At 74.7% G+C, this 24,627-nt stretch carries 15 protein-coding genes; 2 read left to right on the forward strand and 13 right to left on the reverse strand.

All coding sequences use genetic code 11. The annotated features are described in order from the left end of the window. Positions 1-38 precede the first annotated feature (38 nt). The 11 genes from ACIGAQ_RS13210 to ACIGAQ_RS13260 form a co-directional block, all read right to left on the reverse strand. Positions 39-884, reverse strand: a complete 846-nt coding sequence (locus ACIGAQ_RS13210; RefSeq protein WP_399782150.1) for an ester cyclase family protein — start codon at positions 882-884, stop codon at positions 39-41. Positions 885-933: 49 nt separating this feature from the next. Continuing rightward, entirely contained in the window at positions 934-1,896 is a 963-nt protein-coding gene (locus ACIGAQ_RS13215; protein WP_399782153.1) for a GNAT family N-acetyltransferase, read from the reverse strand. Positions 1,897-2,045: 149 nt separating this feature from the next. Beyond that, positions 2,046-2,819, reverse strand: coding sequence for an SDR family NAD(P)-dependent oxidoreductase (locus tag ACIGAQ_RS13220; protein WP_399782156.1), 774 nt, complete (start codon positions 2,817-2,819; stop codon positions 2,046-2,048). Then, positions 2,816-4,270: an FAD-binding oxidoreductase gene (locus tag ACIGAQ_RS13225; RefSeq protein ID WP_399782159.1), complete on the reverse strand. Its 1,455-nt coding sequence runs from the start codon at positions 4,268-4,270 to the stop codon at positions 2,816-2,818. Before ACIGAQ_RS13225 ends, ACIGAQ_RS13220 begins: the two co-directional genes overlap by 4 nt. Further along, on the reverse strand, positions 4,270-4,638 hold the full coding sequence (locus tag ACIGAQ_RS13230; protein ID WP_311687459.1) for a hypothetical protein: 369 nt from the start codon (positions 4,636-4,638) through the stop codon (positions 4,270-4,272). The genes ACIGAQ_RS13225 and ACIGAQ_RS13230 overlap by 1 nt, the downstream gene beginning before the upstream one ends. Continuing rightward, the gene (locus tag ACIGAQ_RS13235) at positions 4,638-4,955 is read right to left on the reverse strand and encodes a hypothetical protein (RefSeq protein WP_399782163.1); all 318 of its coding nucleotides are present in this window, start codon (positions 4,953-4,955) and stop codon (positions 4,638-4,640) included. The genes ACIGAQ_RS13230 and ACIGAQ_RS13235 overlap by 1 nt, the downstream gene beginning before the upstream one ends. A gap of 30 nt (positions 4,956-4,985) precedes the next feature. Next, a complete protein-coding gene (locus ACIGAQ_RS13240; RefSeq protein ID WP_399782166.1) occupies positions 4,986-5,537 on the reverse strand; it encodes an O-methyltransferase in 552 nt (183 codons plus the stop codon). 141 nt (positions 5,538-5,678) lie between these two features. Then, complete coding sequence (locus ACIGAQ_RS13245; protein WP_399782169.1) at positions 5,679-18,503, reverse strand: amino acid adenylation domain-containing protein; 12,825 nt, start codon at positions 18,501-18,503, stop codon at positions 5,679-5,681. 490 nt (positions 18,504-18,993) lie between these two features. Beyond that, entirely contained in the window at positions 18,994-19,269 is a 276-nt protein-coding gene (locus ACIGAQ_RS13250; protein ID WP_399782172.1) for a hypothetical protein, read from the reverse strand. Beyond that, complete coding sequence (locus ACIGAQ_RS13255) at positions 19,266-19,619, reverse strand: MazG-like family protein (RefSeq protein WP_311687433.1); 354 nt, start codon at positions 19,617-19,619, stop codon at positions 19,266-19,268. Before ACIGAQ_RS13255 ends, ACIGAQ_RS13250 begins: the two co-directional genes overlap by 4 nt. A gap of 97 nt (positions 19,620-19,716) precedes the next feature. After that, entirely contained in the window at positions 19,717-20,283 is a 567-nt protein-coding gene (locus ACIGAQ_RS13260; RefSeq protein WP_399783163.1) for a DoxX family protein, read from the reverse strand. A gap of 167 nt (positions 20,284-20,450) precedes the next feature. On the opposite strand from ACIGAQ_RS13260, the gene ACIGAQ_RS13265 reads away from it, so the two are divergent. Further along, a complete protein-coding gene (locus tag ACIGAQ_RS13265) occupies positions 20,451-20,777 on the forward strand; it encodes a nuclear transport factor 2 family protein (RefSeq protein ID WP_399782175.1) in 327 nt (108 codons plus the stop codon). A gap of 241 nt (positions 20,778-21,018) precedes the next feature. On the opposite strand, the gene ACIGAQ_RS13270 is transcribed toward ACIGAQ_RS13265, so the two are convergent. Continuing rightward, complete coding sequence (locus ACIGAQ_RS13270) at positions 21,019-21,777, reverse strand: SDR family oxidoreductase (RefSeq protein WP_399782178.1); 759 nt, start codon at positions 21,775-21,777, stop codon at positions 21,019-21,021. Positions 21,778-21,911: 134 nt separating this feature from the next. On the opposite strand from ACIGAQ_RS13270, the gene ACIGAQ_RS13275 reads away from it, so the two are divergent. After that, positions 21,912-23,552, forward strand: a complete 1,641-nt coding sequence (locus ACIGAQ_RS13275) for an alkaline phosphatase D family protein (protein ID WP_399782181.1) — start codon at positions 21,912-21,914, stop codon at positions 23,550-23,552. On the opposite strand, the gene ACIGAQ_RS13280 is transcribed toward ACIGAQ_RS13275, so the two are convergent. After that, entirely contained in the window at positions 23,539-24,585 is a 1,047-nt protein-coding gene (locus ACIGAQ_RS13280) for a Gfo/Idh/MocA family oxidoreductase (protein ID WP_362274069.1), read from the reverse strand. The two genes, ACIGAQ_RS13275 and ACIGAQ_RS13280, sit on opposite strands and share 14 nt — an antisense overlap. Positions 24,586-24,627: the final 42 nt, after the last annotated feature.

Genomic DNA, 24,627 nt, shown 5'->3' on the forward strand with positions numbered 1-24,627 from the left:
CCTCGGGCATCGGCTCTCGCAACGGGCGTCGGTCCTGCTCACGGGGTCGGCAGCCCGGCCCGCCCCAGGGCCAGGTAGTCCACGACCTCCCAGTGCTCGGCGACCTTGCCGCGTTCGATGCGGAACTGGTCGCAGGTGCGCATCTCCAGGGGCGCACCCGAGGGGCCGCCCCCGCTCCAGGCGCCGGTGAGGGTGCCGGTCCAGGTGACGAAGACCATCACCCGGTCGTCGGCGGCGACGACGTGGTCCACGGTGGTCACCAGGTCGGGGAAGGCCGCGATGTTGTCGGCGAAGAACGCCTTGAACGCGTCGAGCCCGTCCGGCACCGCGTCCGTACGCATGTTGTGGTGCCGGTAGTCCTGGTGGTAGTAGCGCTCGGCCAGGTCGAGCCGGTGCTCGCTGAAGACGTCGCGGTACGCGCCCAGCACCAGCTCGGCGTTGGCCCGTTCGGTGTCGCTGTGCGGGCCGTGCAGGACGGGGGCGGGGGCGGCCGGCCGGCCGTCGCGTTCGGGGCCGGGGTCCACGCCGTGCGCGGCGAGCACGTCCCGGTCGGCCACGCTCCAGTGCTCGGCCACCCCACCGTCCCGCAGGCGGTACAACTCGGCCGTGTGCAACCGCAGGTCGGCGCCCGACCGGGTGCGTCCGGTCCAGGTCGCGAAGAGCATCACCCGGTCGTTGTCGGCCACGAGGTGGTCGATGTCCGCGCGCAGCCGCGGGAACGCGTCGTCCGACGTCCGCCAGTCCGCCGGGTCGTGCTCGACGCAGTCGGCGTGGAAGAAACGGCCCGTCTCCTCGAGACGGCGCTCGCGGTAGAGCGTCCCGTACAGCTCGCGGACCAGCTCGGCGTTGCGCGTGCGCTGCCCGGCGGGGATCACGGTGGTCATGGGGTCCTCTCGGCTCGGCAAGGGAAAGGGGGGAGGGCCAGGGGGCCGCTCAGGTCTTGAGCGCGTACGTCGACCAGTGGGAGTCGGCCTCGAAGCCGAGCTTGCGGTTGAGCGCGACCACGGCCGTGTTGGCCGTGTCGTTGAAGACCTGGAACAGCGCGAGACGGCTGTCGTCCCGGGCCGCCCCGAGCAGCAGGCCGGCCTTCAGCCAGGTGGCGAGACCACGCCGCCGGTGCCCCGGCAGCACCAGCGTCTCGCCGACGTCCGCCATCGGACCGCCGCGCACGAACGCGGTGGCGTACCCGACGATCGCGCTGCCGTGCTCGGGCAGCGCCGCGACCACATGGGGCAGGTGCCCGGCCCGCTCCGCCTCGGCCTCCCGCGCCCGTACGTCGCCGGCGGAGGGACGCCGCACCCGGGCCTGGCCGTTGACCCGTTCCTCCAGCGCGCTCCAGGCCCGCGCATAGGACTCCACCAGGTCGTCGGGGCAGGCTCCCCGCCACGCGACCAGCCGGTACCCGGGCACCGGCCGGGCCGCCGCGGCCTGGAGCACCGCGTGGGCGGGCCCGGCCGGACGCAGCCGAAGGCGCACGCTCTCGCCGATGAGGTCCGCGCCGAGCTCCGCCGCGAAGCGCCGGCCGGCCTCCGCCCTCGGCGCGTCGGCCAGCAGCAGATCCCGTCCCCGCTCCCGCAGCGCCGTCAGCCCCGCGTCCGCCAGGGCCCGTCCGGCCCCGCGCCGCCGGAAGCCGGGGAACACCCACAGCGAGCCGTGCCCCGGCCCGCCCGGATCCCCCAGGTCGAGGCCGAGTTTCAGCACCCCGGCCGGTGCGCCCCCGTCGTACGCGGCGAGCACGATCCGCTCGGTGCCGTGCCGCCGCTGGAACAGCCGCGCCAGCAGGGCCTGTGTCACCGGCGGATCACCGGGCAGCTCCAGGCTCATGGTCTCCCGGAACCCGGGAAGCAACGCGGCGATGGCCGCCGGCTCATCGCCGTCGAGACTACGAATCTCCATGCCCCACACCGTGGCCCGGACGTCTCGAAGCACCGTCCAGGACAACTCGACACCGGGCACCGGCGCGGGAACGGGACGGGCCCCGTCGTCCTCCGGAAGTGCCCGGAAGGCGACGGGGCCCGTGGCCGGAGCCGGGTGCCGGCGAGCCGTCAGGCGCCGCCCGTCACGCGCAGCGTCTCGCCGTTGGTGTTGCCGTTGGCCGCCGAGCCGAGGAAGACCACGGCCCGGGCCACGTCCTCGGGCGCCGACATCCGGCCCGACGGCAGGGTCTTTCCCTTCTCCTCCAGGAAGCCCGGGGGCACGTGCGCCCGCACGGTCTCCGTGCTGGTCTGCCCCGGCACCACCATGTTGACCAGGATCCCGTCGGGGCCCAGTTCCCAGGCCAGGCTGCGCATCAGCCCGAAGAACGCGGACTTGCCCGCCCCGTACGCACCGGCCCCGGCCTTGCCGGTGTCCGCGAGGCCCGCGCCGAGCATCACGACCCGGCCCCACGGCCGCCCGCGCATCCACGGCAGCGCCGCCTGCAGCGTGTGGAAGACGGCGTCGACGGACGTGCGCAGCACCTCCTGCCACTGCTTCGCCGGTACGTCCTCGAAGCGCGGTACCGGCTGCCCGGGCCGCGGGATCGCCTCGCTCCACACCACCGCGTTGGCGACCAGCACGTCGATGCCGCCCCACTCCTCGGCGACCCGCCCCACCGCGTCCCGGATGCACCGCTCGTCGGCGAGGTCGTAGCGCACCACCAGCGGTGTCCCGCCCGCCTCGGTCACCCGCCGCGCGGTCTCCCGGGCCCCGTCCTCGTCACTGTGGTAGGTGATCGCGACCCGTGCGCCCTCCTCCCCGTACGCCACGGCCGTGGCCCGGCCGATGCCCGAGGAGGCACCGGTGACCAGTACGACCTTGTCCCTCAGATCCGTCCTCATGACTCCACCTCGGTCGTCGTCGGGGCACGGTGGCCGATGCTCTGCCGGTGCCGGAAGAAGTCCTCCGGGTCGTAGGCCCGCTTCACGGCGCGCAGCCGCGGGCGGTTCGTGCCGAAGTACTCCGTCTCCCAGTCACCGGCCACCCGGGAACTGGGGAAGTTGATGTAGGAGCCGCAGGCGAGCGGTTCCAGCGCCGTCGCCGCCCGGTCGGCCAGCGCGGTCAGCCGTGCCGGCGCCGCCGGGTTCGCGGCCACCTCCCGGCAGGCGAACTGGTAGCCGACCAGGAACCGTGCCTGCCGGTGGGCGTAGGCGGTCGCGGTGCCCGGCACCCGGCTCGCCGCACCGCCCAGCGCGATGCACAGCAGATAGCGCTCCTGGCCCGTCGCGTCGAGCCCGGGGTCCCAGGCGTCGAGCAGCGCCGCCGACTCCGCCCGGGTCGCGGCCCGGCCGGTCAGCCGGTAGCTCTGCCGGGTGTACGGATGCCGGTGCCCCTCCGCGCCGGGGCCGGTTCCGGTCCGCCGGCACTGGGCCACCGTCTTCGAGCCGCACAGCGCCTCGTGCATCACCTCGGCGTACCCGCCCCGCGCACCGACGGACCGGCTCAGCGGTTTGCTCCCGGCCCGTTCCGCCAGTTCGTCCAGGCCGGCGTGCACCACCTCGTCCGGGCCCAGGTGCACCCCCCAGACCTTGACCACGGGACGCCCGCCGGGCCCGAACATGCCCGGCAGCACCACCAGCGAGGTGCCCAGTTCGTCGGGGCCGTCGACGGCCCACTCCTGCCAGGCGGTCAGCACCTGCACGGCGTCGTCGTACGCCCACAGCGTCTCGAAGCCGGTCAGCTCGGGCGCCTCGACCGGCCGCACCCGGAACTCCGTGACCACCCCGAAGGTGCCGCCGCCGCCACCGCGCAGCGCCCAGTACAGGTCGGGCTCCTCGGTGGGCGAGCAGCGCACGGTCCGTCCGTCGGCGAGCACGACGCGGGCCGCGGTGACCCGGTCGCTGCCCAGTCCGAACTTCCGCGTCTGCCAGCCGATGCCGCCGCCGGTCAGGAACCCGCCCGCGGAGACCGTGGGAAACGTCCCGGTGACGATCTGCCGCCCCTGGGGCCGCAGGGTGTCCAGCGCGTCCAGCGACTGCACGCCCGCCCCGAGGCGCACCTCGGGCCCCTCGGCCACGGCGTGGCTGATCCGCGACAGGTCGAGGACCAGTCCGGCACCGGTCGACCAGCCGTTGAAGCTGTGGCCGCCGCCCCGGATGTGCGGTCGCACCCCGTGCTCCTGGGCGTGGCGCACGCACAGCGCGACGTCCCGCTCGGAGGCGCAGTACGCGACGGCGTACGGCTCGGCCGTGTCGTACTCGGTGTTCTGGAGCTGTCGGGCCAGGGCGAAGCCCGGCTCGTGGGGCAGAACCAGGTCGCCGTCGAGCCGGTCCCGCAGCGCCGCCGCACGCATCAGTCGTCGACGCCGAACTTGCCGGCGGTCACCTTGGAGCCCGCGTGCCCGCGCAGCTTCGTGCCCTGCGGGTCGAAGAACTCGGCGCCGCCGGTGCCCTGCCACTCGGTGTCGGAGACGAACTCGCCCGACACCCGGACGTGCGCCTCGCCCACGTGGTTGCCCTCGGGGTCGGCGGCCAGGATGTGGAAGCCGTACTCGAAGCTGTCCGGGCCCGTGACACGCCACGAGCCCAGGCCGATGTTCTTGGTGTTGAGCTGGGTGGAGACCACCAGACCGTCCGCCGAGAAGCAGACGAGCCCGGGGACCGTCCTGCCGTCGTCGTCCAGCTGCGTGGTCCAGGTGCCGACCAGCCGTGCGTCGCTCATCACTGATCTCCTTGTTTCTCCGGGGGCGGAGTGGGATGTGCCGGCCAGGCTTCCGGCCGGCCCTCGACGCCCGGTCGAGGCGCCCTGGAAGAGGGCGGATCCTGCTGCGGCGCACGGCACAGGGGACCGAACTCCGGATGCCAGAGCCCGGCCACGTGCGTGGAGCCGAGGGCCACCAGGCCCCGGTACGACGGCAGCAGGACGTAGCGCACGAGCCCCCGCCACACCGTGGCCGAGGTGGTGGGGCGGGGCGGGACGGGGATTCTGTCGGGATGCCCCTCGGGCAGCAGCTCCGGGTCGAACGGACGTGGGGACATGGCACTCCTGGTGGTGGATGCGCGAAGGCGTCAGGCGGCGCGGACGGCCATCTCCACGCCGCCGTCGAGGGGAAGCGGCAGCGACACGTAGTCACCGCCGGAGAAGCGGAGGTGGGCGAGGAAGTCCGCGCACCGCGCCGACACGTCCCGCACCCCGTGCGCCACCACCACGGCACCGGGCAGCATCCGCGGCTCCACCAGCTTCAGCAGCGCGAGGAAGGACTCCGGCGGGCCGCCCAGCAACAGCAGGTCGACCGGCCCGGGCACGCTCGCCAGCAGCCGCTCGGGACGGCCCGCCCGCACCTGGGCGTACGGCCCGAGTCCGGTCTCCTCGACGGCGGCCGCGACGGCTTCGGCGTGTACGCCCTCCGGCTCCCAGCAGATGACCCGGCCCCGTCCGTTCTCGCTCATGGCCGCCGCGAGCCCCGCGGCGCAGGACTCGTCCGGACAGCCGATCTGGAGCACGGTGAGCGGCCCGGCGGCCAGCACCAACTGCCGCAGCAGGGTCGCGGTGGCGGTCTCCCGGGAGGGCGCGGCGGAACATCCCACCGGGGAACCGGCGGAAGAAACGGCATTGGACATGCGGAACTCCCCGTCACGAGTGTCGAGACGTGCGACGTCTCCCCGCCGAGCGTCACAGATGCCCGCCACCGTGGGCGACGGGCCTGGACGCCTTCCCGAGCGGGATTCCAGCCGCGCCCCAGACCCGCTGCCGCGGTGGGATCAGGGGGCGGTCACCTCGCTCAGGAGCCGGGTGAAGGACTCCGCCCATCCCGCGACCGTCTCCGCCGTGAACAGGTCCGTCGAGTACTCGAACGTGATCGTGAGGGTGTCCGCCGCCGGGGTGATCACCGCGTAGAGCTCGTTGCGGGCCACGCCGTGGACGGGGAGGGCGCGGACGGTGGTGTGCACGTCGCGGAGGTCCAGAGTCGGCGGCTCCGTCGTGACCACCGTGAACAGGACCGTCGGGAACAGGGTCTCCGTCAGGTCCGGGTCCACCAGGGACACCACGTCGGTCAGGGGGAGTTCCTGGTGGTCCAGGGCCTCGAAGAGGGTGGTGCCCAGCCGGGCGGTCAGGGCGGCGAAGGAGCCCGCCTCGGACAGGCGGGCCCGCAGCAGGACCGCGTCACCCACGATGCCGACCGTCTCCGCCCGGTCGCGGGGGAGGCGGTTCGCGCTGGACGCCGCCAGGACGACGTCGTCCGGCGCGCCGCACACCCGGCCCAGCCAGGTCGCGAACGTGGCCGCCAGGACCGTGTACGGCGTGGTGCCCAGGCGGGTCGCCGTGGCGGCGAGGCGGGCCGGGGTGTCGTCGTCGAAGGTCCGGGTGTGCAGGGCGCCGCGGCCGGACAGCGTGCCCGGGTGCGGGTGGTCGTAGGGGAGGGACGGGCGCAGGGGGACGCCGGTGAGCTCCTTGCGCCAGAAGTGTTCCAGGGCCTCCCTGCGCTCGTCGGGCAGGCCGTGCTCCGCCCGGGCGAAATCGGTGAACTGGTGTGTCACGGGCGGCAGTTGAGGTGTCCTCCCGGTGCTGCGCGCGTGGTGGAACTCCGCCAGGTCCCGCCGGATCAGGCCGAGGGACCAGCCGTCGCAGACCGCGTGGTGGAAGACCGTCAGCAGGACCCAGTGGTCGTCCGCCGGACGGGCCAGGGCGAAGCGGAACAGCGGCGGCTCGTCCATCGTGAAGGGCAGGGAGAGCCGCGCGGCGCACCAGTCCTCGACCGCCCGCTCTCGGGACGTGCCGGCCCCGCGCAGGTCGGTGACCGGGAGGTCCACCGGCACCTCGGCCAGGATCTCGATCTCGTGGCAGCCGTCCGGCCGGCGCAGCGGCCTGGCGCGCAGGGCGTGATGCCGGGCCACCACGTCCTGGAGGGACCGGCGCAGCACCTCGGGGTCCAGCTCGCCGCGCAGGTCCGTGCGGTGGGCGATGTTGTAGACGCTCGGGTCGGCGAGCGCGTGGTGACGGCGCCACAGGCGGCGCAGGGTGGAGGGCATCGGCGCGGTGTCCACGACCCGGGCGCGGGCGGCGATGCCCCGGATCGTGGGGTCCAGGAAGAAGTCCGCCATGGTCAGGTCGACGTCCGCCGCCTCGCGCATCCGGTTCAGCAGACGGATCGCGCTCAGCGAGTGGCCGCCGAGTTCGAAGAACGGCGTCGTGACCGGGACCCGCCGGGTGCCCAGTTCCTCGCACCACAGGTCGTGCAGCGCCCTCTCCAGGTCCGTCGCCGGCTCCGAGCGCGCGGGCTGGGCCGGAGCGTCCCCGGGTTCCGGCAGGGCCGCGCGGTCCAGCTTCCCTGAGGCGTTCACCGGGAGGCGGTCCAGGGTGACCCAGCGGCGCGGCACCAGGTGGTCGGGGAGCCGGGCCGCCAGCGCGGAGCGCACGGCGGGCCAGGACGCTCCCTCGCCCAGGACCGCATACGCGACCAGCTCCATGTCGCCGTGGTGGTCGCGGCGCGCGAGCACCGCCGCGTCGCGGACGGCGGGCAGGGCCGTCAACGCGGCCCGGACCTCGCCCGGCTCGACCCGGTGACCGCGGATCTTGACCTGGTCGTCCGCCCGGCCCCGGTACTCCAGGGTGCCGTCGGCGCGCCGGCGGCCCAGGTCGCCCGTGCGGTAGCGCACCCCGCCCCTGCCGTCGTCGACGAACGCGGCCGCGGTCTCGGCGGGGCGGTCGTGGTAGCCGTGGGCCACCGGTACCCCGCCGATGTGGATCTCGCCGACCGCCCCGGCCGGAACCGGCCGGCCCGCCGCGTCCAGCAACTCGACGCGGGCTCCCGGCACCGGCGTGCCGATCGGGGGCCACTCCTCGCCCTGCGGGTCCACGCGGTGCGACGTGACGACGATCGAGGCCTCCGTGGGGCCGTACTGGTTGTGGAGCGCGCACCGCGGGTGCCTGGCGAGGAAGCGGCGGAAGGCCGGGGTGAGGCGCAGGGCCTCGCCCGCCGAGAACAGCTCGCGCAGGGAGGGCAGTTCGGGGGCCGTCTCCATCAGGTACGTCAGGGGCGTGCAGGGCATGAAGAGGCGCTGCACCTCGTGGCGGCGCACCGTCCGCGCCACCGCCGCCGGGTCGTGCCGTACGGCGTCGTCGACGAGGACGAGTGCCGCCCCCGAGGCGAGCGTCGTGAAGATCTCCTGGACGCTCACGTCGAACGCCGGTGACGTCCACTGCAGGGTGCGGAGCGCGGGGTGCCGGGCGAGGTGGCCGCGGACCAGGTGCGCGGGGCCGCGGTGGGGGACGACCACGCCCTTCGGCCGGCCGGTCGAGCCGGAGGTGTGGATGCAGTAGGCCGGGTCCTCGGGGCCGGCACCGTCCGGCACGGGGCTGGCGGGGAGGGTGTCGTCCACCGACTCCACCAGCAGCACGGCCAGTTCGGTGTCCGGGTGGGGCGAGCCCTCGGCCGTGAGGAGGAGCACCGGTGCCGTGTCGGCGAGGAGCAGGGCCAGCCGCGGCGCGGGCAGGGACGGGTCCAGCGGGACATAGGCCGCGCCCGTCTTGAGGACCGCCAGCAGGGCCGTGATCAGCCGCGGGCCGCGCGGCAGCAGGACCGCCACGCGCTGTCCCCGCCCGGCGCCCCGGCCGCGGAGCAGGTGGGCCAGACGGTTGGCCGCCGCGTCCAGCTCCCCGTAGGAGACCCGGGTGTCGTCGCCGAGCAGGGCGACGGCGTCCGGTGTGCGGCGGGCCTGCTGTTCGAACAGCTCGTGCAGGGTGCCGGGCGGCGCGGCCGGCTCGGTGTGCTCCGGACCGGCCAGCAGCGCACGGTCCGCCGCGGTGAGGGCCGTGAGGTCCGCCAGCCGCGCGGAGGGGGTGTCGAGCGCCCGGCGCAGCACCTGCTCGACGTAGTCCACGAAACGGTGCACCGTGGCCTCGTCGAAGAGGGCCGTGTCGTACTCGACCATGAAACGGATGCCGCCCGGGTGACGGGTGAGGTAGACGCTGAGGTCGAACGGCGCGCGGTCGCTCGGGACGTCGAGCAGGGTCGCGGTGAGGTGGGGCGGGTCGAACTCCGCCCCGCCCTCGTTCTCGTACTCCACCATCACCTGGAACAGCGGGTTGCGGCCCGGGTCGCGGCGCGGATTGAGCGCGCCGACCAGCTCGTCGAAGGGGACACCGCTGTGCTCGTACGCCGCCGTGCTGCTCTCGCGGACCCGGCGCAGCAGGGCCGGGAAGTCCGGGTCGCCCGTGAGGTCCAGACGCAGCGGGACGGTGTCGAGGAAGAGACCGACGTGGTCCTCGGCGCCCGGAGGGCGGGACGCCAGCGCCGTGCCGATCACCACCTCCCGCTGCCCCGCGAACCGGCCGAGGACCGCGCCGATCGCACCGGTCAGCGCCATGAAGAGGGTGGCCCGATGTCCGGCCGCCAACCGCTGCAGGCCGTCGGCGAGTTCGGCGTCGAGGGCGTGCGTGAGGCTCGCGCCCGCGCCCGACCTGACCGGTGGACGGGGACGGTCGGTGGGGAGGGTGAGTTCGGGTGCGCCGGCGAGGTGACGCCGCCAGAAGTCCACAGCGGCCGGGTCCGGCCGGGTGACCGTCTCCGGCAGGCCGGGCAGCGGGCCCGGTTCGGTGCCCCGGCCCTGGCGGGCGCGGTAGTACGCGGCGAGATCGCGGGCCAGCACGGCCGTGGAGGAGGAGTCGAAGACGATGTGGTGGGCCAGGAGGAAGAGCAGGTGGCGCTCCGGGGACAGGCGCAGCAGCCGGGCCGCGACCGACGGGCCCGTGGACAGGTCGAGTCCGTGGTCCGCCGCGAGCGCCGCCCGCAGGGCCTCCTGCTCCGTCGCACCCGTGAGGTCCTCCACGGGGCAGTCGAGCGGCATACGGTCGCGTATCTCCTGGTAGGGAACCCCGTCCCTGTCGCCGAACACCGTGCGCAGGGCGGGATGCCGGTCCGCGACCCGGTCCAGCGCCCAGCGCAGGGCCGCCACGTCCAGCGGGCCGTCGAGCCGGATCGCCTTGGGCTCGTGGTACATGGCGGTGCCCGGGTGCAGCTGCTCCAGGAACCAGATGCGGCGCTGGGCCGGGGTGAGCGGGCGGCGGCGCGGCTCGGGCCGCGGGACGGCGGCCCCGGTGGGCGGTTGCGCCGACTGTCGCCGCAGGGGGGAGGACTCCGGTGGCCGGCCCGTGCCGGGAGCCGCCCGGCGGACCCGGTCCAGGACCGGCAGCGCCGCCAGTACCTTCTCCTTCGGCACGCCGAAGTCCACGAAGCAGGCGATCTCGTCCGCCCCGGCCGCCAGCAGCCGCTCCACGGTCCCGGCGGCCGTGCGCTCGTCGCCGATCAGGGCGCGGGACGCGCAGTAGCGCTCGTAGGCGCGGCCCAGCAGGAACTCCACGTCCTCCTCGGGGGTGTTCTCCAGGTCCACCTGGAAGCCGAGGCTGTTGGTGACCTGGTCGAAGAGGGAGAGCGAGGAGCGCAGATACGACAGGAACGGCCGGTAGGCCTCGGCCCGCGCCCGCTCCGCGTCCTCCTCCAGGTACGTGTGCACGAGCACCACCACCCGCCCGGCCGCCGGGTCGAGACCGTGCTCGGCACGGCAGCGCCGGTACAGCGCGATGTTCTCGGCCAGCTGCTCCACCGTCTGCGTCATCAGGTTGGTGACCACGCCGAGATCCTCGGCGGCCGCCCGGCGGTAGCTGTCCGGGTTCCCGACGACGGCCACGTACATCGGCGGCCGCTCCTGCACGGGCCGCGGATGCAGGGCGATCTCCACGGGCGTGCCGTCACCCGCGGTCGTCTTCACCGGCCGCCCCGACCACAGGTCCCGCACGGTCGCCAGGTGCTCGTACATCACCTCGCGGTGCCGGCCGAAGTGCTGCGGGGCGAGCGCGAAGTCGGTGGCGTGCCAGCCGCTCGCGAAGCACAGGCCCGTCCGGCCGCCGGAGATGTTGTCGACGACCGACCACTCCTCGGCGACCCGGGCCGGATGGTGCAGCGGCAGCACCACGGAACCGGCGTGCAGCCGGACCCGGCTGGTCCGGGCGGCGAGGGCGGCGGCCAGGACCGAGGGGTTGGGGAACAGCGCGCCGAAGGAGTTGAAGTGCCGCTCGGGGAACCACAGCGCGTGGAAACCGTGCTGGTCGGCGAAGTCGGCCGCGGCCATGATCAGGCCGTACTTGTCGTGGTCGGTGTCCTCGGGGTAGTCGCCGAAGAAGTAGAGACTGAAGTCGGTGTTCCCGGCGGCGGATGAGGCGGCGGGCGAGGAAGCGGGGCGCGGGCGCGGAACAGGGGCGGGGGTCACGGCGGTGGGCCGGGGCGGTGCCGTCCCGGCGGCCAGCGGCGGTGCTGTTCCGGCGGCGGCCAGCGGCGGTGCTGTTCCGGCGGCGGTCTGCTGCGGTGCCGTCGCGGCGGGGGTCGGTGGGGAAACCGTCCCGGCTGCGGTCGTCGCGAGGACGTCGAGCTGGCGGGAGATCATCCCGCCCACCTGGTCGACGAGTTGTCCGGCCAGCCGTAGCTGCTGCCCGAACAGGGCGGTCAGGCCATCCGGCGACTGCGGCGACTGCGGCGACTGCGGCGACTGCGGCGACTCCGGTGACTCCGGCGGCTTCGGTGACTCCGGCGGCTTCGGCGACCGCGGTGGATCCTGCGCGGCGGCGGGCGCCACCGGCTGCTGAGCGACGACCGCTTCCCGGACGACCGGCTCCTCCACCACCGTCTCCGGCGCGCGGCTCACCGGCCGCCCCTCGGCGCCCCGCAGCTCCGCGACCCGCTCGGCCAGTCTCCCCGGCGTGTCGGCCGTGTCGAACACCTCGCGGACGGGGACCCGGACGCCGTACCGCTGCTCCAGTTCGGTCGTCATGCTCATCAACGACAGGGAATCCGCGCCCAGTTCGAAGAAGGAACCGTCCGGTGTCACATCGGCCACCGGACGCCCGAGTTTGTCCGCGGTCAACTGCCGTATGAAGTCGAGGACATCGTTATCCGGCTCCGCCACGCGCTCGGCAGCCGCGGGAGCCGCGCCCCCGAACGGCACCGTACGCCGCCGCAGCGGATGCCCGGGCAGCGGAACCCGGCCCCCGCCGCCGGTGAGCGCCTGCCAGTCGAGGCCGGCGCCCCGGCCGTACAGCGAGCCGAGGGCCGTCAGGAAGCCGTGCGCCTGCTCGGCGGCCGTGTCCCCCGCGCCCTGCCCGTTCAGCCACCGGCTGCCGGGTGCGCAGTGCCGCCCCAGCCCCGTGAGGGTGCGCCCGGCGCCGATCTCCACGAAGTCCCGGCAGCCCTGCGCGGCGGCCGCGGCCATGGCGAGGTCGAAACGGACCGGCTGCCGCGCCTGGCGGCACAGGTACACCACGTCGACCGTCCAGCCCGCCCGGCGCAGCTCCCCGTCGGCGGTGGTCACCAGCGGGGTGTGCAGCGCGCGGTACGTCACCCGTTCCGCGACCGCGCGGAACGCCTCCAGTGCGTCGTCGACCCCCGCGGAGTGGAACGCCCGGTCGACCGGCAGCGCACGCCAGCGCACGCCCTCCTGGTCGAGCAGCCGCGCCGCTTCCTTCAGCGCCTGCGGCGGGCCCGACAGCACGTGGGCCCGCGGGCCGTTGACGGCGGCCAGTTCGACACCGGCGGCAGCGGCGACGCGGTGCGCGGTGGCACCGTCGGACCGGACGGCGAGCATGCCCCCGGCCGGACATCGGTCCCGCATCAGACGGCCGCGCCAGGCGGTGAGCCGCAGCCCGTCCTCCAGGGAGAGGGCACCGGCCGCGTACAGCGCTGCGTACTCGCCGACGCTGTGACCGAGCAGCAGCCCGGGCCGGATGCCGGCCGCCCGCCAGGCGTCCGCCAGTGCCGCGTGATGGGCGAAGAGGGCGGCCTGCGCGGTGTCGGTGGGCCAGGTCTCGTCCTGCTCGCCGGAACCGTCCGGGCCGGGCGTGAGCAGTGCGGTGAGCAGGCCGCCGCCGAACTCCCCGACGTGCAGCTCCTCGCAGCGGTCGAGCGTGGCCCGCGCCGCGGGGTGCGCGGCGTACAGGCCCCGGGCCATGCCGCGGCGGGCGCTGCCCTGGCCGGTGAAGGCGAAGGCGACCGGGCCGAGCGGGACCGGCTCCGGGTCCCGGCGGTCCGCCAGTGCCCGGGCGAGTTCGCCGGCCGTGCGGCCGGCCACGGCGGTGCGTGCCGCGCGGTGCGGCCGGCCGAGGGCCAGGGTGGCGGCGACGTCGGCGGCCGGCAGGTCCGGGTGGGCCAGCAGCCGGTCGCGCAGCGCGGCCGTGAGCTCGTCGAGCGACTCGGCGTCGCGGGCCGAGACGGGCACGAGGACGGGCAGGTCGGGCACCGGCCGGGGGCGCGGCGCCGGGGCCTCCTCCAGGACGACGTGGGCGTTGGTGCCGCCGACGCCCAGCGCGCTGACCCCGGCCCGGCGCGGCACGCCCTCCGGGACCTGCCACGGCTCCAGCTCCCTGACGAGCCGCAACGGGCCGTCCTGCACGGGAAGTTCGGGGTTGGGGCTGGTCAGGTGCGGGGTGGGCACCAGCGTGCGGTGGCGCAGCATCAGGACCGTCTTGATGAGCCCGGCCATGCCCGCGCAGCTGTCGAGGTGCCCGATGTTCGGCTTGACGGAACCCACGGCGCAGAAGCCCGGGGCGCTGTCGCCGTCCGGGGTGAGCGCCCGTGCCAGTGCCGTCAGTTCCACCGGGTCGCCGAGGCGGGTCCCGGTGCCGTGCGCCTCCACGTAGGAGACCGTCTCCGGCGGCACGTCCGCCCTGCGCAGCGCCTGGCGCACCACCTCGGCCTGCCCCTCGACCCCGGGGGCGCTGAAGCCGACCTTGGCGGCGCCGTCGTTGTTGACCGCGGAGCCCAGGATCACCGCGTGCACGGTGTCGCCGTCGGCCAGCGCCCGGTCCAGGCGCTTGAGCAGTACGGCGGCGACGCCGTTGCCGCCGACGGTGCCGTCGGCCCCCGCGTCGAAGGCCCGGCAGCGGCCGGTGGGGGACAGGATCGAACCGGGGTGGCTGTGGTAGCCGGTCTCCTGGGGCAGGTGCACGGCCGCCGCACCGGCCAGCGCCAGGTCCGTCTCGCCGGAGAGCAGCGCCTGGACCGCCAGGTGCACGGCGACCAGCGACGTGGAACAGGCCGTCTGCACGCCGATCGCCGGCCCGGTCAGGCCGAGCCGGTAGGCGACGCGCGTGGCGAGGAAGTCCGGCTCCCGCCCGATGGCCGACTGCATGCCGGCCGCGGGGTCCGCCGGGTCGTACGGTGTGCCGGACGCGGGCCGCTGCTGGTGGTCGTAGAGGTTCATGCCGGATCCGGCGAACACGCCCACCCGCACGCCCGGGGCGGTCGCCGCGTGGCCGCCCTCCTCCAGGGCCTGGTGGCAGCACTCCAGGAACAGCCGGTGCGCGGGGTGCGTGAGCCCGGCCTCCCGCGGGCTCAGCCCGAAGAACTCCGCGTCGAACTCCTCGACGCCGTCCAGAACCCCGGAGACGGGCACGTGGCCCGGGGCACGGCGCTGCTCCGCGGTCAGCCCGGCCGCCGCGAGCTCCGCCTCGCCGAACACCCGCACGCTGTCCACGCCGTCCCGCAGATTCGACCAGAACGCGTCCGCCGTCCCCGCGCCGGGAAACCGCAAGGCCAGCCCGATGACGGCCACACGGCGTTCGGGGTGGTCGGGGCGTTCGGGGCGTTCGGGGCGTTCGTGGTGGTCGTTGCGGTCGAGTGGGTGGGGGCTGTCGGGGTGGTCGTCGTGGTCGTCGCCGGCCGCCGCAGCGGGCCCGGCCGCAGCCGGGGTGGTCCCACGCGCCGGATGCGCGGCGGGCGTGGGCGCAGACGTCGCGGACGGCTCACTCGCGGGGGGCGCGGCGGGCGTGGTTGCCGGGGGAGGCGGCGCGCTCGCCGGGCGCGTGGCAGGAACGACCGGCGCCCCAGCCGGCTCGTCCCCGAGCTGCGTGGCAGGAACGGCCGGCGCCGCAGCCGGCTCGTTCCCGAGCTGCGTGGCAGGAACGGCCCGCGCCGTAGCCCACTCGTCCCCGAGGAGCGCGCCGGGCGTGGGTGCCGGGGCCGGCTCCGCGGCCGGGGCGTTCGTGAGGTGGGTCGTGAGGGCCGTGATCGTGGGGTGTTCGAAGAACGCCGTCTGCGATACGGGTGTGCCGAGGCGCTCCGTCAGCCGGTTCCGCAGCCGGACCAACAGCACCGAGGTCAGGCCGAGTTCCCAGAACGGCACGTCCGCCGCGGCCGGACGGCCTAGCACGGCGGACAGTTCCTCCTCCACGGCCCGGGTCACCTCGGCCGTCCGGGCCGCCGCGACGGCACCGGGCACCTCCGCGGCCCGGGGCACCGCACCGGCGTCCTCCGGGCCCGGCCGCGGCCCCGGCACGGCGGTGTCCGCCCCGCCCGGCGACTCGTCACGGCTCAGCCGGTCCCGCAGCTCCGCGCGGCGCACCTTGCCCGCCGGCGTCCGCGGGAACTCGCCCTCCGGTACGGGCAGGACGTGCGCGGCGGTGAGCCTGAGGCGGGTGAACAGCGCCGCCCTCACCTCCGCGGCGATCCGGTCGTCCTCGGCGGCGCCGCGGCTGACGAAGAACACCGCCAGCTCCTCCGTGCCCTGCTCCGCGGACGGGATCCCGCACGCGGCGACCTCCCCCTGCCGGACCCCGTCGACGGCGGCGGCCACCTCCTCCACCTCGTGGCAGTAGACGTTCAGGCCGTTGAGGATGATGACGTCCTTGCGCCGTCCCGTGATGACGACCTGACCGCCGTCGAGGAAGGCGAGGTCGCCGGTGTCCAGCCAGTCCGGCCCGGCCGGGTAGGCGGCGGTGTCCGCGTCGGGGTTGCGGACGTAGCCGGGGGTGAGGCGGGCGGGGGAGTGCACCTGGAGCCGGCCGATCCGGCCCGCCGGGGCGAGGTCGCCGCGGTCGTCGACGACGCGCAGCGTGACGCCGTGCGCCGGCGGGCCGCAGGCGACGAAGGTGACGCAGTCCGCCTCGGGCACGTCTTCCCCGGCCCGCACCAGGTCGCCGCCCAGGCTGCTCTTGAGCAGCCGGTGCACGGTGCCCGGCCGGTCCAGCCGGCCGTAGGTGACGGCCGTGACCGTCTCGGCCATGCCCCACACCGGGGCGATGTGCTCCGCCCGCACGCCGTACGGGCCCGTCGCGTCGAGGAAGCGGCGCAGCACCGGCAGCACGACCCGCTCGCCCCCGCACACCAGCGACTTCAGGCCGCCCAGCTCCCAGTGGCGGTCGGGCCGCTCGGCCAGCGCGTCCGCGACCAGCCGGTACGCGAAGGTCGGCGCCCAGCCGTGCCGCGCCCGGTGGTCGTGGAGGAGGTCGAGCCAGCGCAGCGGGTCGGCGAGCACGTACTCGGTGGGGGCGTGGACGTTGGTGCTGCCGGTGAACACGGCGAGCAGGTGGTACAGGAGGAAGGCGCCGCTGTGGTCGACGGGCAGCCAGTTCACCATCGTGTCGTCCGGGCGGACGTCGAGGATCCGCCGGCTGCTCGCGGCGAAGTCCGCGAGCCCGGCGTGGGTCAGCCGTGCCGCCTTCGGGACTCCGGTGCTGCCGGACGACAGCATCAGCAGGGCCGTGTCCGAGGGTTCGGGCTCGACGTGGTCCCGTGCGGGCGCCGCGGCGAGACACTCCTCCGCGAGGGCGATCCGCGGGGTGGGCGCGGCGTGGGCGAGGGCCGCCGCGCCGGGTGCGTCGGTCAGGACCAGCGGGCCGTCGAGTAACGCGCTCGTCTGCCCCAGGCGTTCGAAGGCCGGGGAGCCCGGCGCGGGGTGCTCGGCGATGGCCACCGGGAGCGCCCCGCCCAGCACACACGCCCAGAAGGCGGGGAAGAACGCGTCCAGCGGCAACCCGCACAGCACCACCGGGTCACCGCGCCGCACCCCGTGCTCGCGCAGCGCGGTGAGCATCCGGCGTGCGGCGTCCAGCAGTTCCGGATACGACCGGGAGCCGGTCGTGCCGTCGGACGCGACGGTGACGACGGCCCCGCCGTGCGCCGACCCGGCGGCGCCCAGCAGCGCGCGCACCGCGTCGACCGGGTCGTCCCCCGTCCGCTCGGGCTCAGGACCCCGGCAGACGGCCTGCCCCCGTAGACGTTCCATGCGTGTCTTCTCCCTGTCTCCGCTGGTGGGCGCCGGTGCGCCGGTCGGCGAACGGTCCGTGGTCGCGCGTGCGTGGTGCGTCCGTACGGTGAGCAGCAGGGCCACCGCCCCGCACACCGCCGCCCCGTGGAAGACGCCCACGACGGCCAGGGCGGGCAGAGTCTCCAACGCGGCCGCGGCGGTGATCGTGCCCAGCGCGAACCCGGACTGCTCGGCGGTGGCGGACAGGCCGAACAGCCGGTCGCGCTGCCGGTCGGGGGCGGCCTGGAGGCGCGAGGTGTAGACGATCTCGGTCCAGCCGTCCGCGAACCCCGCCGCCAGGGCCGCCACGATCAGGGCCGGGGCGGGCGGGCCGGTGAACGCCGCGACGAAGCACAGCGACATCGCACAGGTGCCCGCCGCGAAGGCGCGTTCCCCCCAGGTCGCCCCGTGCGTCCGGCGTTTGAGGACCTGGTGGGCCAGGAGCGTGCCCACCGCCCACGCCGACCAGAACCGGGTCATGAACAGCGCCGGTTCGGACGGCTCGGCCGCGCTCGCCGCCAGCGGCAGCGCGACGTTGTGCGAGGCGGACGCCAGCGCGTCCAGTCCCCGCAGCGCGATCAGGCCGAGCAACGGCCCGGCCAGACCCGTGAGATGACGCCCCAGCCACCCACCCCGGGCCGCCACCGCGAGCCGCCCGCCGGAAGCCGCCGTCCGCCGCCCGCCGGAAGCCACGGCGCGCCGTCCGCCGGAAGCCGCCGCCGCCTCGGGCTGCTCGCCCCGAGCCACCACCGCATCGGGCCGCTCACCGTCGGCCGGGGCAGCCGGGGCAGCAGGGGCAGCAGGGGCAGTCGGGACTGCCGGGGCATCCGGGGTCGCCGGGGCATCCGGGGCATCCGGGGCATCCGGGGCGTCCGGGGCCGCCGCTCCGGCCGCTCCGGCCGACGCCGGCGGTGGGCTCGTCCCAGCCGCCGGTCCGTCCTCCCCGCCGGAGTCCGTACGCGGCCGCAGCGCCAGCACGGCGGCCGCCGACACCGCGAAGCTCGCGCCGTTGACCGCGAAGGCGACACCGAACCCGCCGAGGGCGATGACCGGGGCGGCCGACGCGAAGCCCAGCACCGTGGCGACGGAACGGGCCGTCACCAGCACGCCGTTGGCCCGGGCCCGGCTCTCCTGCCCCACCATGACCGGGACCGCGCTGCGCAGGGCCACGTTGAACAGCGTGTTGCCCGCGCCCAGGACGAGCACCGCGCCGAGCAGCACTCCGAGCGAGACGTCCCGGGCCCCCAGCGCCAGCACCACCATGGCGAGCGTCTGCGCGAGGTCGGTGCTCACCATGACCGTGCGGCGCGTCACCCGGGCCGTCACCGCTCCGGCGGCGAGCCCGGCCGCGACACCCGACAGCAGCCGTACGGCCATCACCGCGCCCACGCCCAGGGCGGTGCCCGTGACCTCGTAGGAGAACAGGCTGAGCGCGATCAGGTTGAGGTACGTCCCGTAGGCCGACACGGCGTGCGCGACCACCAGGGACCGGAACCTCCAGTCCACCCCCGTCACCCGACTCCTCACACCTCGACCGGTCCGGCGTCCGCCGCCCGGCCACCCGAGCGTTCGGTCGATCATTGCAGAAGTGTTCGGACCGGCGGGCCGGAATCCGTATTTCCGGCGTCCCGGCGGGAGGTTTTCCCGGCCGTGCGTTCCCTGCCGTGAAGCCCCGAAGTGAACAATGGTGGAGTCGGGACCGGTCACCTGCTGAAATCCCGGGAGGTTCTTTCGTGACCGGCACGTGCTTGGAACCGATAGGCACGAGTATCGCCGGAGGCGAACGACCGCGCCGGGTGGGATTCGAGCCTCGCCTCCACTTCAGCCGGCACGACGGTCAGCAATTCACGGAAAGAGCCACCACTTCATCAACGCGCGGTTCGACGCCATGCCTTGGCAGGAATACCGGAACCGTCTGCGCTGCGCGAGTGAACAGAACGAGAACGTCGTCTTCGGCGAAAAGGTGCTCTCCGTCGATTCGACGGTGCTGTGGACGGGACTTTCGTCATGGAGATGACCTGCCGGCCAACTGGTTCCACCGCACCCAGCCGCTGAGGGGCTCCATCGGCCCGGGCCACCAGTGGTCCCGGGGGACGGCCTGACCGCGGTGGACGGTCCCGTCCACGGGGCGGGCGGGGCGGGCGAGCACCACGCAGAACGTCTCGGCCATCAGGGCGACGCCGCTGACCAGTTCGCCCAGCTCCGGGATCCGGTCGCCGCCGACGCGCACCCAGCCGCTCCGAGCCGGGCAGGAACCGACGCACGACGGGCGGGCGGTCACGGGCGCACCGATGCCAGGGACCGCTCCGTCACCCGCTCCAGATGCCGCGCGAACACCTGCCGCGCCTCGGGCGTCAGGGTCCGCAGCGCCAGCAGCGCCGTGATGACGACGTCGCACAGCTCCGCCTGTACGTCGTCCCAGCTGTGCGTCACGCCCTTGCGGGGGTTCTGGCCGGTCGCGCCGATCACCGCCTGGGCGACCTCGCCGACCTCCTCGTTGAGTTTCAGCAGGCGCAGCAGCAGGCCCTCACGGCCCTCGACCGGGCGGTGGGTGTCGAGCCAGGCGTGCAGGGCGTCGACGGTGGCCCACAGGTCGGGCGCGGGCGGGGCGGGGGGCGGGTGATCGCTCATGGGCGGCAGCCTGCCACGCGGGTCCGACAGTGCCCCCGCCGTGCCCTTGTGGGCTCGTGGACCGCCCAGTCCCTACCTTCGTGGGCCCCTGCGCCGCCTATTCCATCGACTCCTCTTCGAACAGGGCGTCCTGCTCGCCCTCCTTGGCCTTCCGCAGCCGCCGGGCCCGTCCTCCGACGATCAGGGCGGTGCCCGCGGCGGTCGCCGCGAAGGCCGCCGGGATCATCCAGCCCCGGTTCACCGCGTGCCCCAGCGCGTGGTCCATGGAGAAGCGGCCGGGCCCGGTGACGGCCAGGCCGGCGGCCGTCAGACCGAGCGTGGCGGCGTACTCGTAGCCGCCGCCCTGGTTGAAGAACCCGTTCGGGGCGTGCACCGCCGAAGCCCCCGCCATGGCGCCGGCCGCCGCCGCTCCGGCCGCGGGCGTGGCCAGGCCCAGGGCCAGCAGCACGCCGCCGCCGGTCTCCGCGAGCCCCGCGGCCGTCGCGCTGGCCTTGCCCGGGGAGTAGCCCACGGACTCCATGAACTGGCCGGTGCCCTCGATGCCGTGGCCGCCGAACCAGCCGAACAGCTTCTGCGCGCCGTGGGCGGCCAGCACACCCCCCGTCCCCAGCCGCAGCAGCAGCAGCCCCAGATCGCCTCGGTGGTCATGCCTTGCGCGCCTCACGTACTTCACGTCGTCTCCCGGAGCGGACAGCAGGGACAGGGGAACGCCTCTCGTCGCGCTCCCACCGTCGCACCTCCGGCACCGCGCGGCCTCCCGCGGCCGCGCGCGGGGCGCCGTTCGGGTGGCACGGGTGGCGTCGCCGGGCGGCCGGGACGAGGCTGAGGCGTATGACGATTCAGACCACGCGCCTGAGCGACCCGGCCGTCCGCGCCTTCGTGACCGCCGTGAACAACCACGACCGCGAGGGCTTCATGGCGCTCCTCGCGCCGGGCGCGACCATGGCGGACGACGGATCCGATCGTGACCTCGCCGACTGGGTCGACCGGGAGATCTTCTCCTCCCACGGGCACATGGAGGTCGACAACGAGTCCGACGGCGGCCGGTCCCTCCTCGCCCGCTACAGCAACGACACCTGGGGCGAGATGCGCACCCGGTGGAGCTTCACCGTCGACGAGGACGGCAGGATCTCCCGCTTCGAGACCGGCCAGGCCTGACGCGGCAGTCGTTCCACGCACCGGTGCGCACCCCGCGGTCCCTCGCGGGGTCCACCCCCACCCGGTCCCGTGGAACGACTGCCGCCTCCACCCCCCTGGATGTGGCCAACGGAAGCTCTCTGCTCCAAGTGTGAAGCTTTGGTGTAGGAGATTTGAGCATAGGCCCCCCACCGGCTGCAATGGTGCGGACGTTCCTATTCCGGTTGTGCAAGTTGACGAGTTGACGAACTCGGCCGTCCGCTCAGCCGCGCCCGACGTACGGCATCGTCGTGGCCAGCACGGTCGCGAACTGCACATTCGCCTCCAGCGGCAGCTCCGCCATGTGCCGCACCGTGCGGGCCACGTCCGCGACGTCCATGACCGGTTCCGGGGCGACCACCCCGTTCGCCTGCAGCGCCCCCGTCTGCATCCCGGCCGTCATGTCGGTCGCCGCGTTGCCGATGTCGATCTGGCCCACGGCGATCCGGTACGGCCGCCCGTCCAGCGACAGTGACTTGGTCAGGCCGGTCAGGGCGTGCTTGGTCGCCGTGTACGCCACCGACCGCGGACGGGGCGTGTGGGCCGAGACGGACCCGTTGTTGATGATCCGCCCGCCCTGCGGGTCCTGCTCCTTCATCTGCCGGTACGCCGCCTGCGCGCACAGGAACGCCCCGTTGAGGTTGGTGTCCACCACGTCCCGCCAGGCGTCGTAGGACAGTTCCTCGACGGGCACACCGCCGGGCCCGAACGTGCCCGCGTTGTTGAACAGCAGGTCCACCCGCCCGAACCGCTCGACGGTGGCGGCGAACAGGTCCGTCACGTCCTGAGGGCGTGAGACGTCCGTCCGTACGGCGAGAGCCGCACCCCCGGGGACCAGGGCCGCCGTCTCCTCCAGCGCCTCCACCCGCCGGCCCGCCAGCGCCACCGACCAGCCCGCGCGCAGCAGTTCCACGGCGACGGCCCGGCCGATGCCGGAGCCCGCGCCGGTCACCACCGCGATTCCGATCTCCTTCGCATTCATGGGCCCGCAGCGTACGGGAGGGCCCGTCATGCGGAACTCATCCGTCCGTCATGTGAGTGCGGTGTACGCGTCCCTCACGCGTCGTCCCCGGCCACTCCAATGCCCCCTGCAGCCATTCGCCAGGGGAGGACCGGATGACACCCGCAGCACACCCGTCCCAGCACGCCCCCGAACTCCGCGCCGCCGCCCGCCACATCGGCCGCCGCCGCTTCCTCACCACCACCGGCGCCGCCGCCGCGCTGGCCTTCTCGACCAACCTGCCCGCCACCGGAGTCGCGGCCGCCGCCGAACTCGACGCCGCGCGCCTCACCGAGAACCCCTTCACGCTGGGCGTCGCCTCGGGCGACCCCCTGCCGGACTCGGTCGTCCTGTGGACCCGCCTCGCGCCCGTGCCGTTCCAGGCCGACAGCGGACTGCCCGCCGAACGCGTCACCGTGCACTGGGAACTGGCCCACGACGAGCGGTTCCGCCGCATCGCCCGGCGCGGCACCGCCACCGCGCACCCCGAGTTCCACCACACCGTCCACGTCGAGGTGGGCCACCTGGAGCCCGGCCGCGTCTACCACTACCGCTTCCGCGCGGGCCGCTGGACCAGCCCCGCCGGCCGCACCCGCACCGCCCCCGGTCCCGGCAGCCGCGTGGCGTCCCTCACCCTGGCCGCCGTCTCCTGCCAGGCCTACCACGACGGCTACTACACCCCGTACGCCCACCTCGCCGCCGAGGACGTCGACCTCGTCTTCCACCTGGGCGACTACCTCTACGAGTACGCCGTCGACGCGGCGGGCGGCCAACGCAAGTACACCGACCGCACCCTGCCCGCCCTGTTCGCCCGCGAGACGCTGACCCTGGAGGACTACCGGCTGCGCTACGCCCTGTACAAGTCCGACCCGGACCTGGCCGCCGCACACGCCGCGCACCCCTTCGTCGTCACCTGGGACGACCACGAGACCGAGAACAACTACGCCGGCGACATCCCGGAGAACAGCGTCCCGCCGGAGGAGTTCCTGCTGCGCCGCGCCGCCGCCTACCGCGCCTACTGGGAGAACCAGCCGCTGCGCCGCCCCCAGCGCCCGGCCGGATCCGACATGCGGCTGTACCGCCGCCTGACCTGGGGCCGGCTCGCCCAGTTCGACGTCCTGGACACCCGTCAGTACCGCTCCGACCAGGCCTACGGCGACACGGCGCACGTGCCCGGCCCCGAGTCCGACGACCCGGCACGCACCATGACCGGTGCCACGCAGGAACGGTGGCTGCTCGACGGCTGGCGCTCCTCGCGCGCCCTGTGGAACGTCGTACCGCAGCAGGTCCTGTTCGCGCGCCGGCACATGGACGCCACCACCCCGTCCCGCGTGTCGATGGACGCCTGGGACGGCTACAGCGCCTCCCGCCGGCGCGTCCTGGACGGCGCGAAGGCCGCCGGCGTGGAGAACCTGATGGTGCTCAGCGGCGACGTGCACGCCGCCTACGCCTTCGACATCAAGGACGACTTCGACGACCCGTCCTCCGCCACGCTCGGCACGGAGATCGTGGCGACCTCGATCTCCAGCGGCCGGGACGGCGCCGACAAGCCCGCCACCTGGGACACCTACATGTCCGCCAACCCGCACCTGAAGTTCTTCCACGGCCGGCGCGGCTACGTCACGGTCGAGCTCGGAAAGCAGGCGGCGCGCGCCGACTTCAGGACGGTGCCGTACGTGACCCGGCAGGGGGCGCCGGTCACGACGGCCGCGTCCTTCGTGACGGAGGTGGGCAGGCAGGGGCTCAGGCCGGCGTGAGCTCCGCGGCGCGGCCCCCGTCCGGGGTCTCGCCAGGGGTCTCACCCGGGTAGCGGACGCCGACGCGGTCGCGGATCGCGTCGAGCGTCCGCATCACGGCGAGCGTGCCGTCGAGCGGCACGAGCGGCGACTCGGTCTCACCGGCGCGCACGGCCCGCATGACCTCCAGCGCCTCGTGGCGCATGCTGTTGCGCGGGCCGTCCGCCGGGTCGGCCGTGAACTCCTCGGCGTCGCGGCCGTCCCGGTGCAGCACGAAGCCCTCCGGGAAGAAGAAGCCGTGGGGGATGTCGATGCGGCCCTCGGAGCCGGTGACCGAGGCGGCGGTGGCCGTACCGCCCACGATGGAGCAGTGCACCGATCCGAGAGCGCCGCTCTCCCAGGAGAGCACCGCTGCCGTCTGGAGATCGACGCCCTCGTCCGAGAGCACCGCTCGCGCCGCGATGTCCGACGGCTCCCCGAGCAGCAGCTGCGCGAACGACACCGGATACACGCCCAGATCGAGCAGCGCGCCCCCGCCCAGCTCCGGGTTGCGCAGCCGGTGCGAGGGCGGGAAGGGGCCGGCGAGACCGAAGTCGGCCTGCACACTGCGCACCTCACCGATCGCCCCGTCGTCCACCAGCGCCTTCAGCCGCCGCACCAGCGGATTGCAGTACATCCACATCGCCTCCATCAGGAAGCGCCCGTGCTCCCGCGCCAGCGCGACGAGTTCCTCCGCCTCGCGCAGGTTCAGCGTGAACGGCTTCTCGCACAGCACGTGCCGCCCGGCCGCCAGACACAGCCCGGCAGCCGCCCGGTGCGCCGTGTGCGGCGTGGCGACGTAGACGACATCGATGTCCTCGTCCTGCGCGAGCGCGTTCCAGTCGCCGTAGGCCCGCGCTATCCCGAACCGCTCCGCGAACGCCTCCGCCGACTCCTGCGAGCGCGACGCCACCGCCACGACCTCCGCGTCCGGCAGGTCGACCAGATCCGCGGTGAACGCGGCCGCGATCCCTCCGGTCGCCAGGATCCCCCACCGCACCGTGTCCACCGTCATTCCCGCCCGCCTCCGCCTCGTGACCCCTAGCAGTCCGTACGA

This window comes from Streptomyces sp. NPDC085932, from assembly GCF_044540525.1.
Taxonomy (GTDB): domain Bacteria; phylum Actinomycetota; class Actinomycetes; order Streptomycetales; family Streptomycetaceae; genus Streptomyces; species Streptomyces levis.

Bases quoted from the DNA above. Each gene is read 5' to 3' on its own strand.
- ACIGAQ_RS13210 (WP_399782150.1), bottom strand. From the start codon at position 884: ATGACCACCGTGATCCCCGCCGGGCAGCGCACGCGCAACGCCGAGCTG.
- ACIGAQ_RS13215 (WP_399782153.1), bottom strand. From the start codon at position 1,896: ATGGAGATTCGTAGTCTCGACGGCGATGAGCCGGCGGCCATCGCCGCG.
- ACIGAQ_RS13220 (WP_399782156.1), bottom strand. From the start codon at position 2,819: ATGAGGACGGATCTGAGGGACAAGGTCGTACTGGTCACCGGTGCCTCC.
- ACIGAQ_RS13225 (WP_399782159.1), bottom strand. From the start codon at position 4,270: ATGCGTGCGGCGGCGCTGCGGGACCGGCTCGACGGCGACCTGGTTCTG.
- ACIGAQ_RS13230 (WP_311687459.1), bottom strand. From the start codon at position 4,638: ATGAGCGACGCACGGCTGGTCGGCACCTGGACCACGCAGCTGGACGAC.
- ACIGAQ_RS13235 (WP_399782163.1), bottom strand. From the start codon at position 4,955: ATGTCCCCACGTCCGTTCGACCCGGAGCTGCTGCCCGAGGGGCATCCC.
- ACIGAQ_RS13240 (WP_399782166.1), bottom strand. From the start codon at position 5,537: ATGTCCAATGCCGTTTCTTCCGCCGGTTCCCCGGTGGGATGTTCCGCC.
- ACIGAQ_RS13255 (WP_311687433.1), bottom strand. From the start codon at position 19,619: ATGAGCGATCACCCGCCCCCCGCCCCGCCCGCGCCCGACCTGTGGGCC.
- ACIGAQ_RS13265 (WP_399782175.1), top strand. From the start codon at position 20,451: ATGACGATTCAGACCACGCGCCTGAGCGACCCGGCCGTCCGCGCCTTC.
- ACIGAQ_RS13270 (WP_399782178.1), bottom strand. From the start codon at position 21,777: ATGAATGCGAAGGAGATCGGAATCGCGGTGGTGACCGGCGCGGGCTCC.
- ACIGAQ_RS13275 (WP_399782181.1), top strand. From the start codon at position 21,912: ATGACACCCGCAGCACACCCGTCCCAGCACGCCCCCGAACTCCGCGCC.
- ACIGAQ_RS13280 (WP_362274069.1), bottom strand. From the start codon at position 24,585: ATGACGGTGGACACGGTGCGGTGGGGGATCCTGGCGACCGGAGGGATC.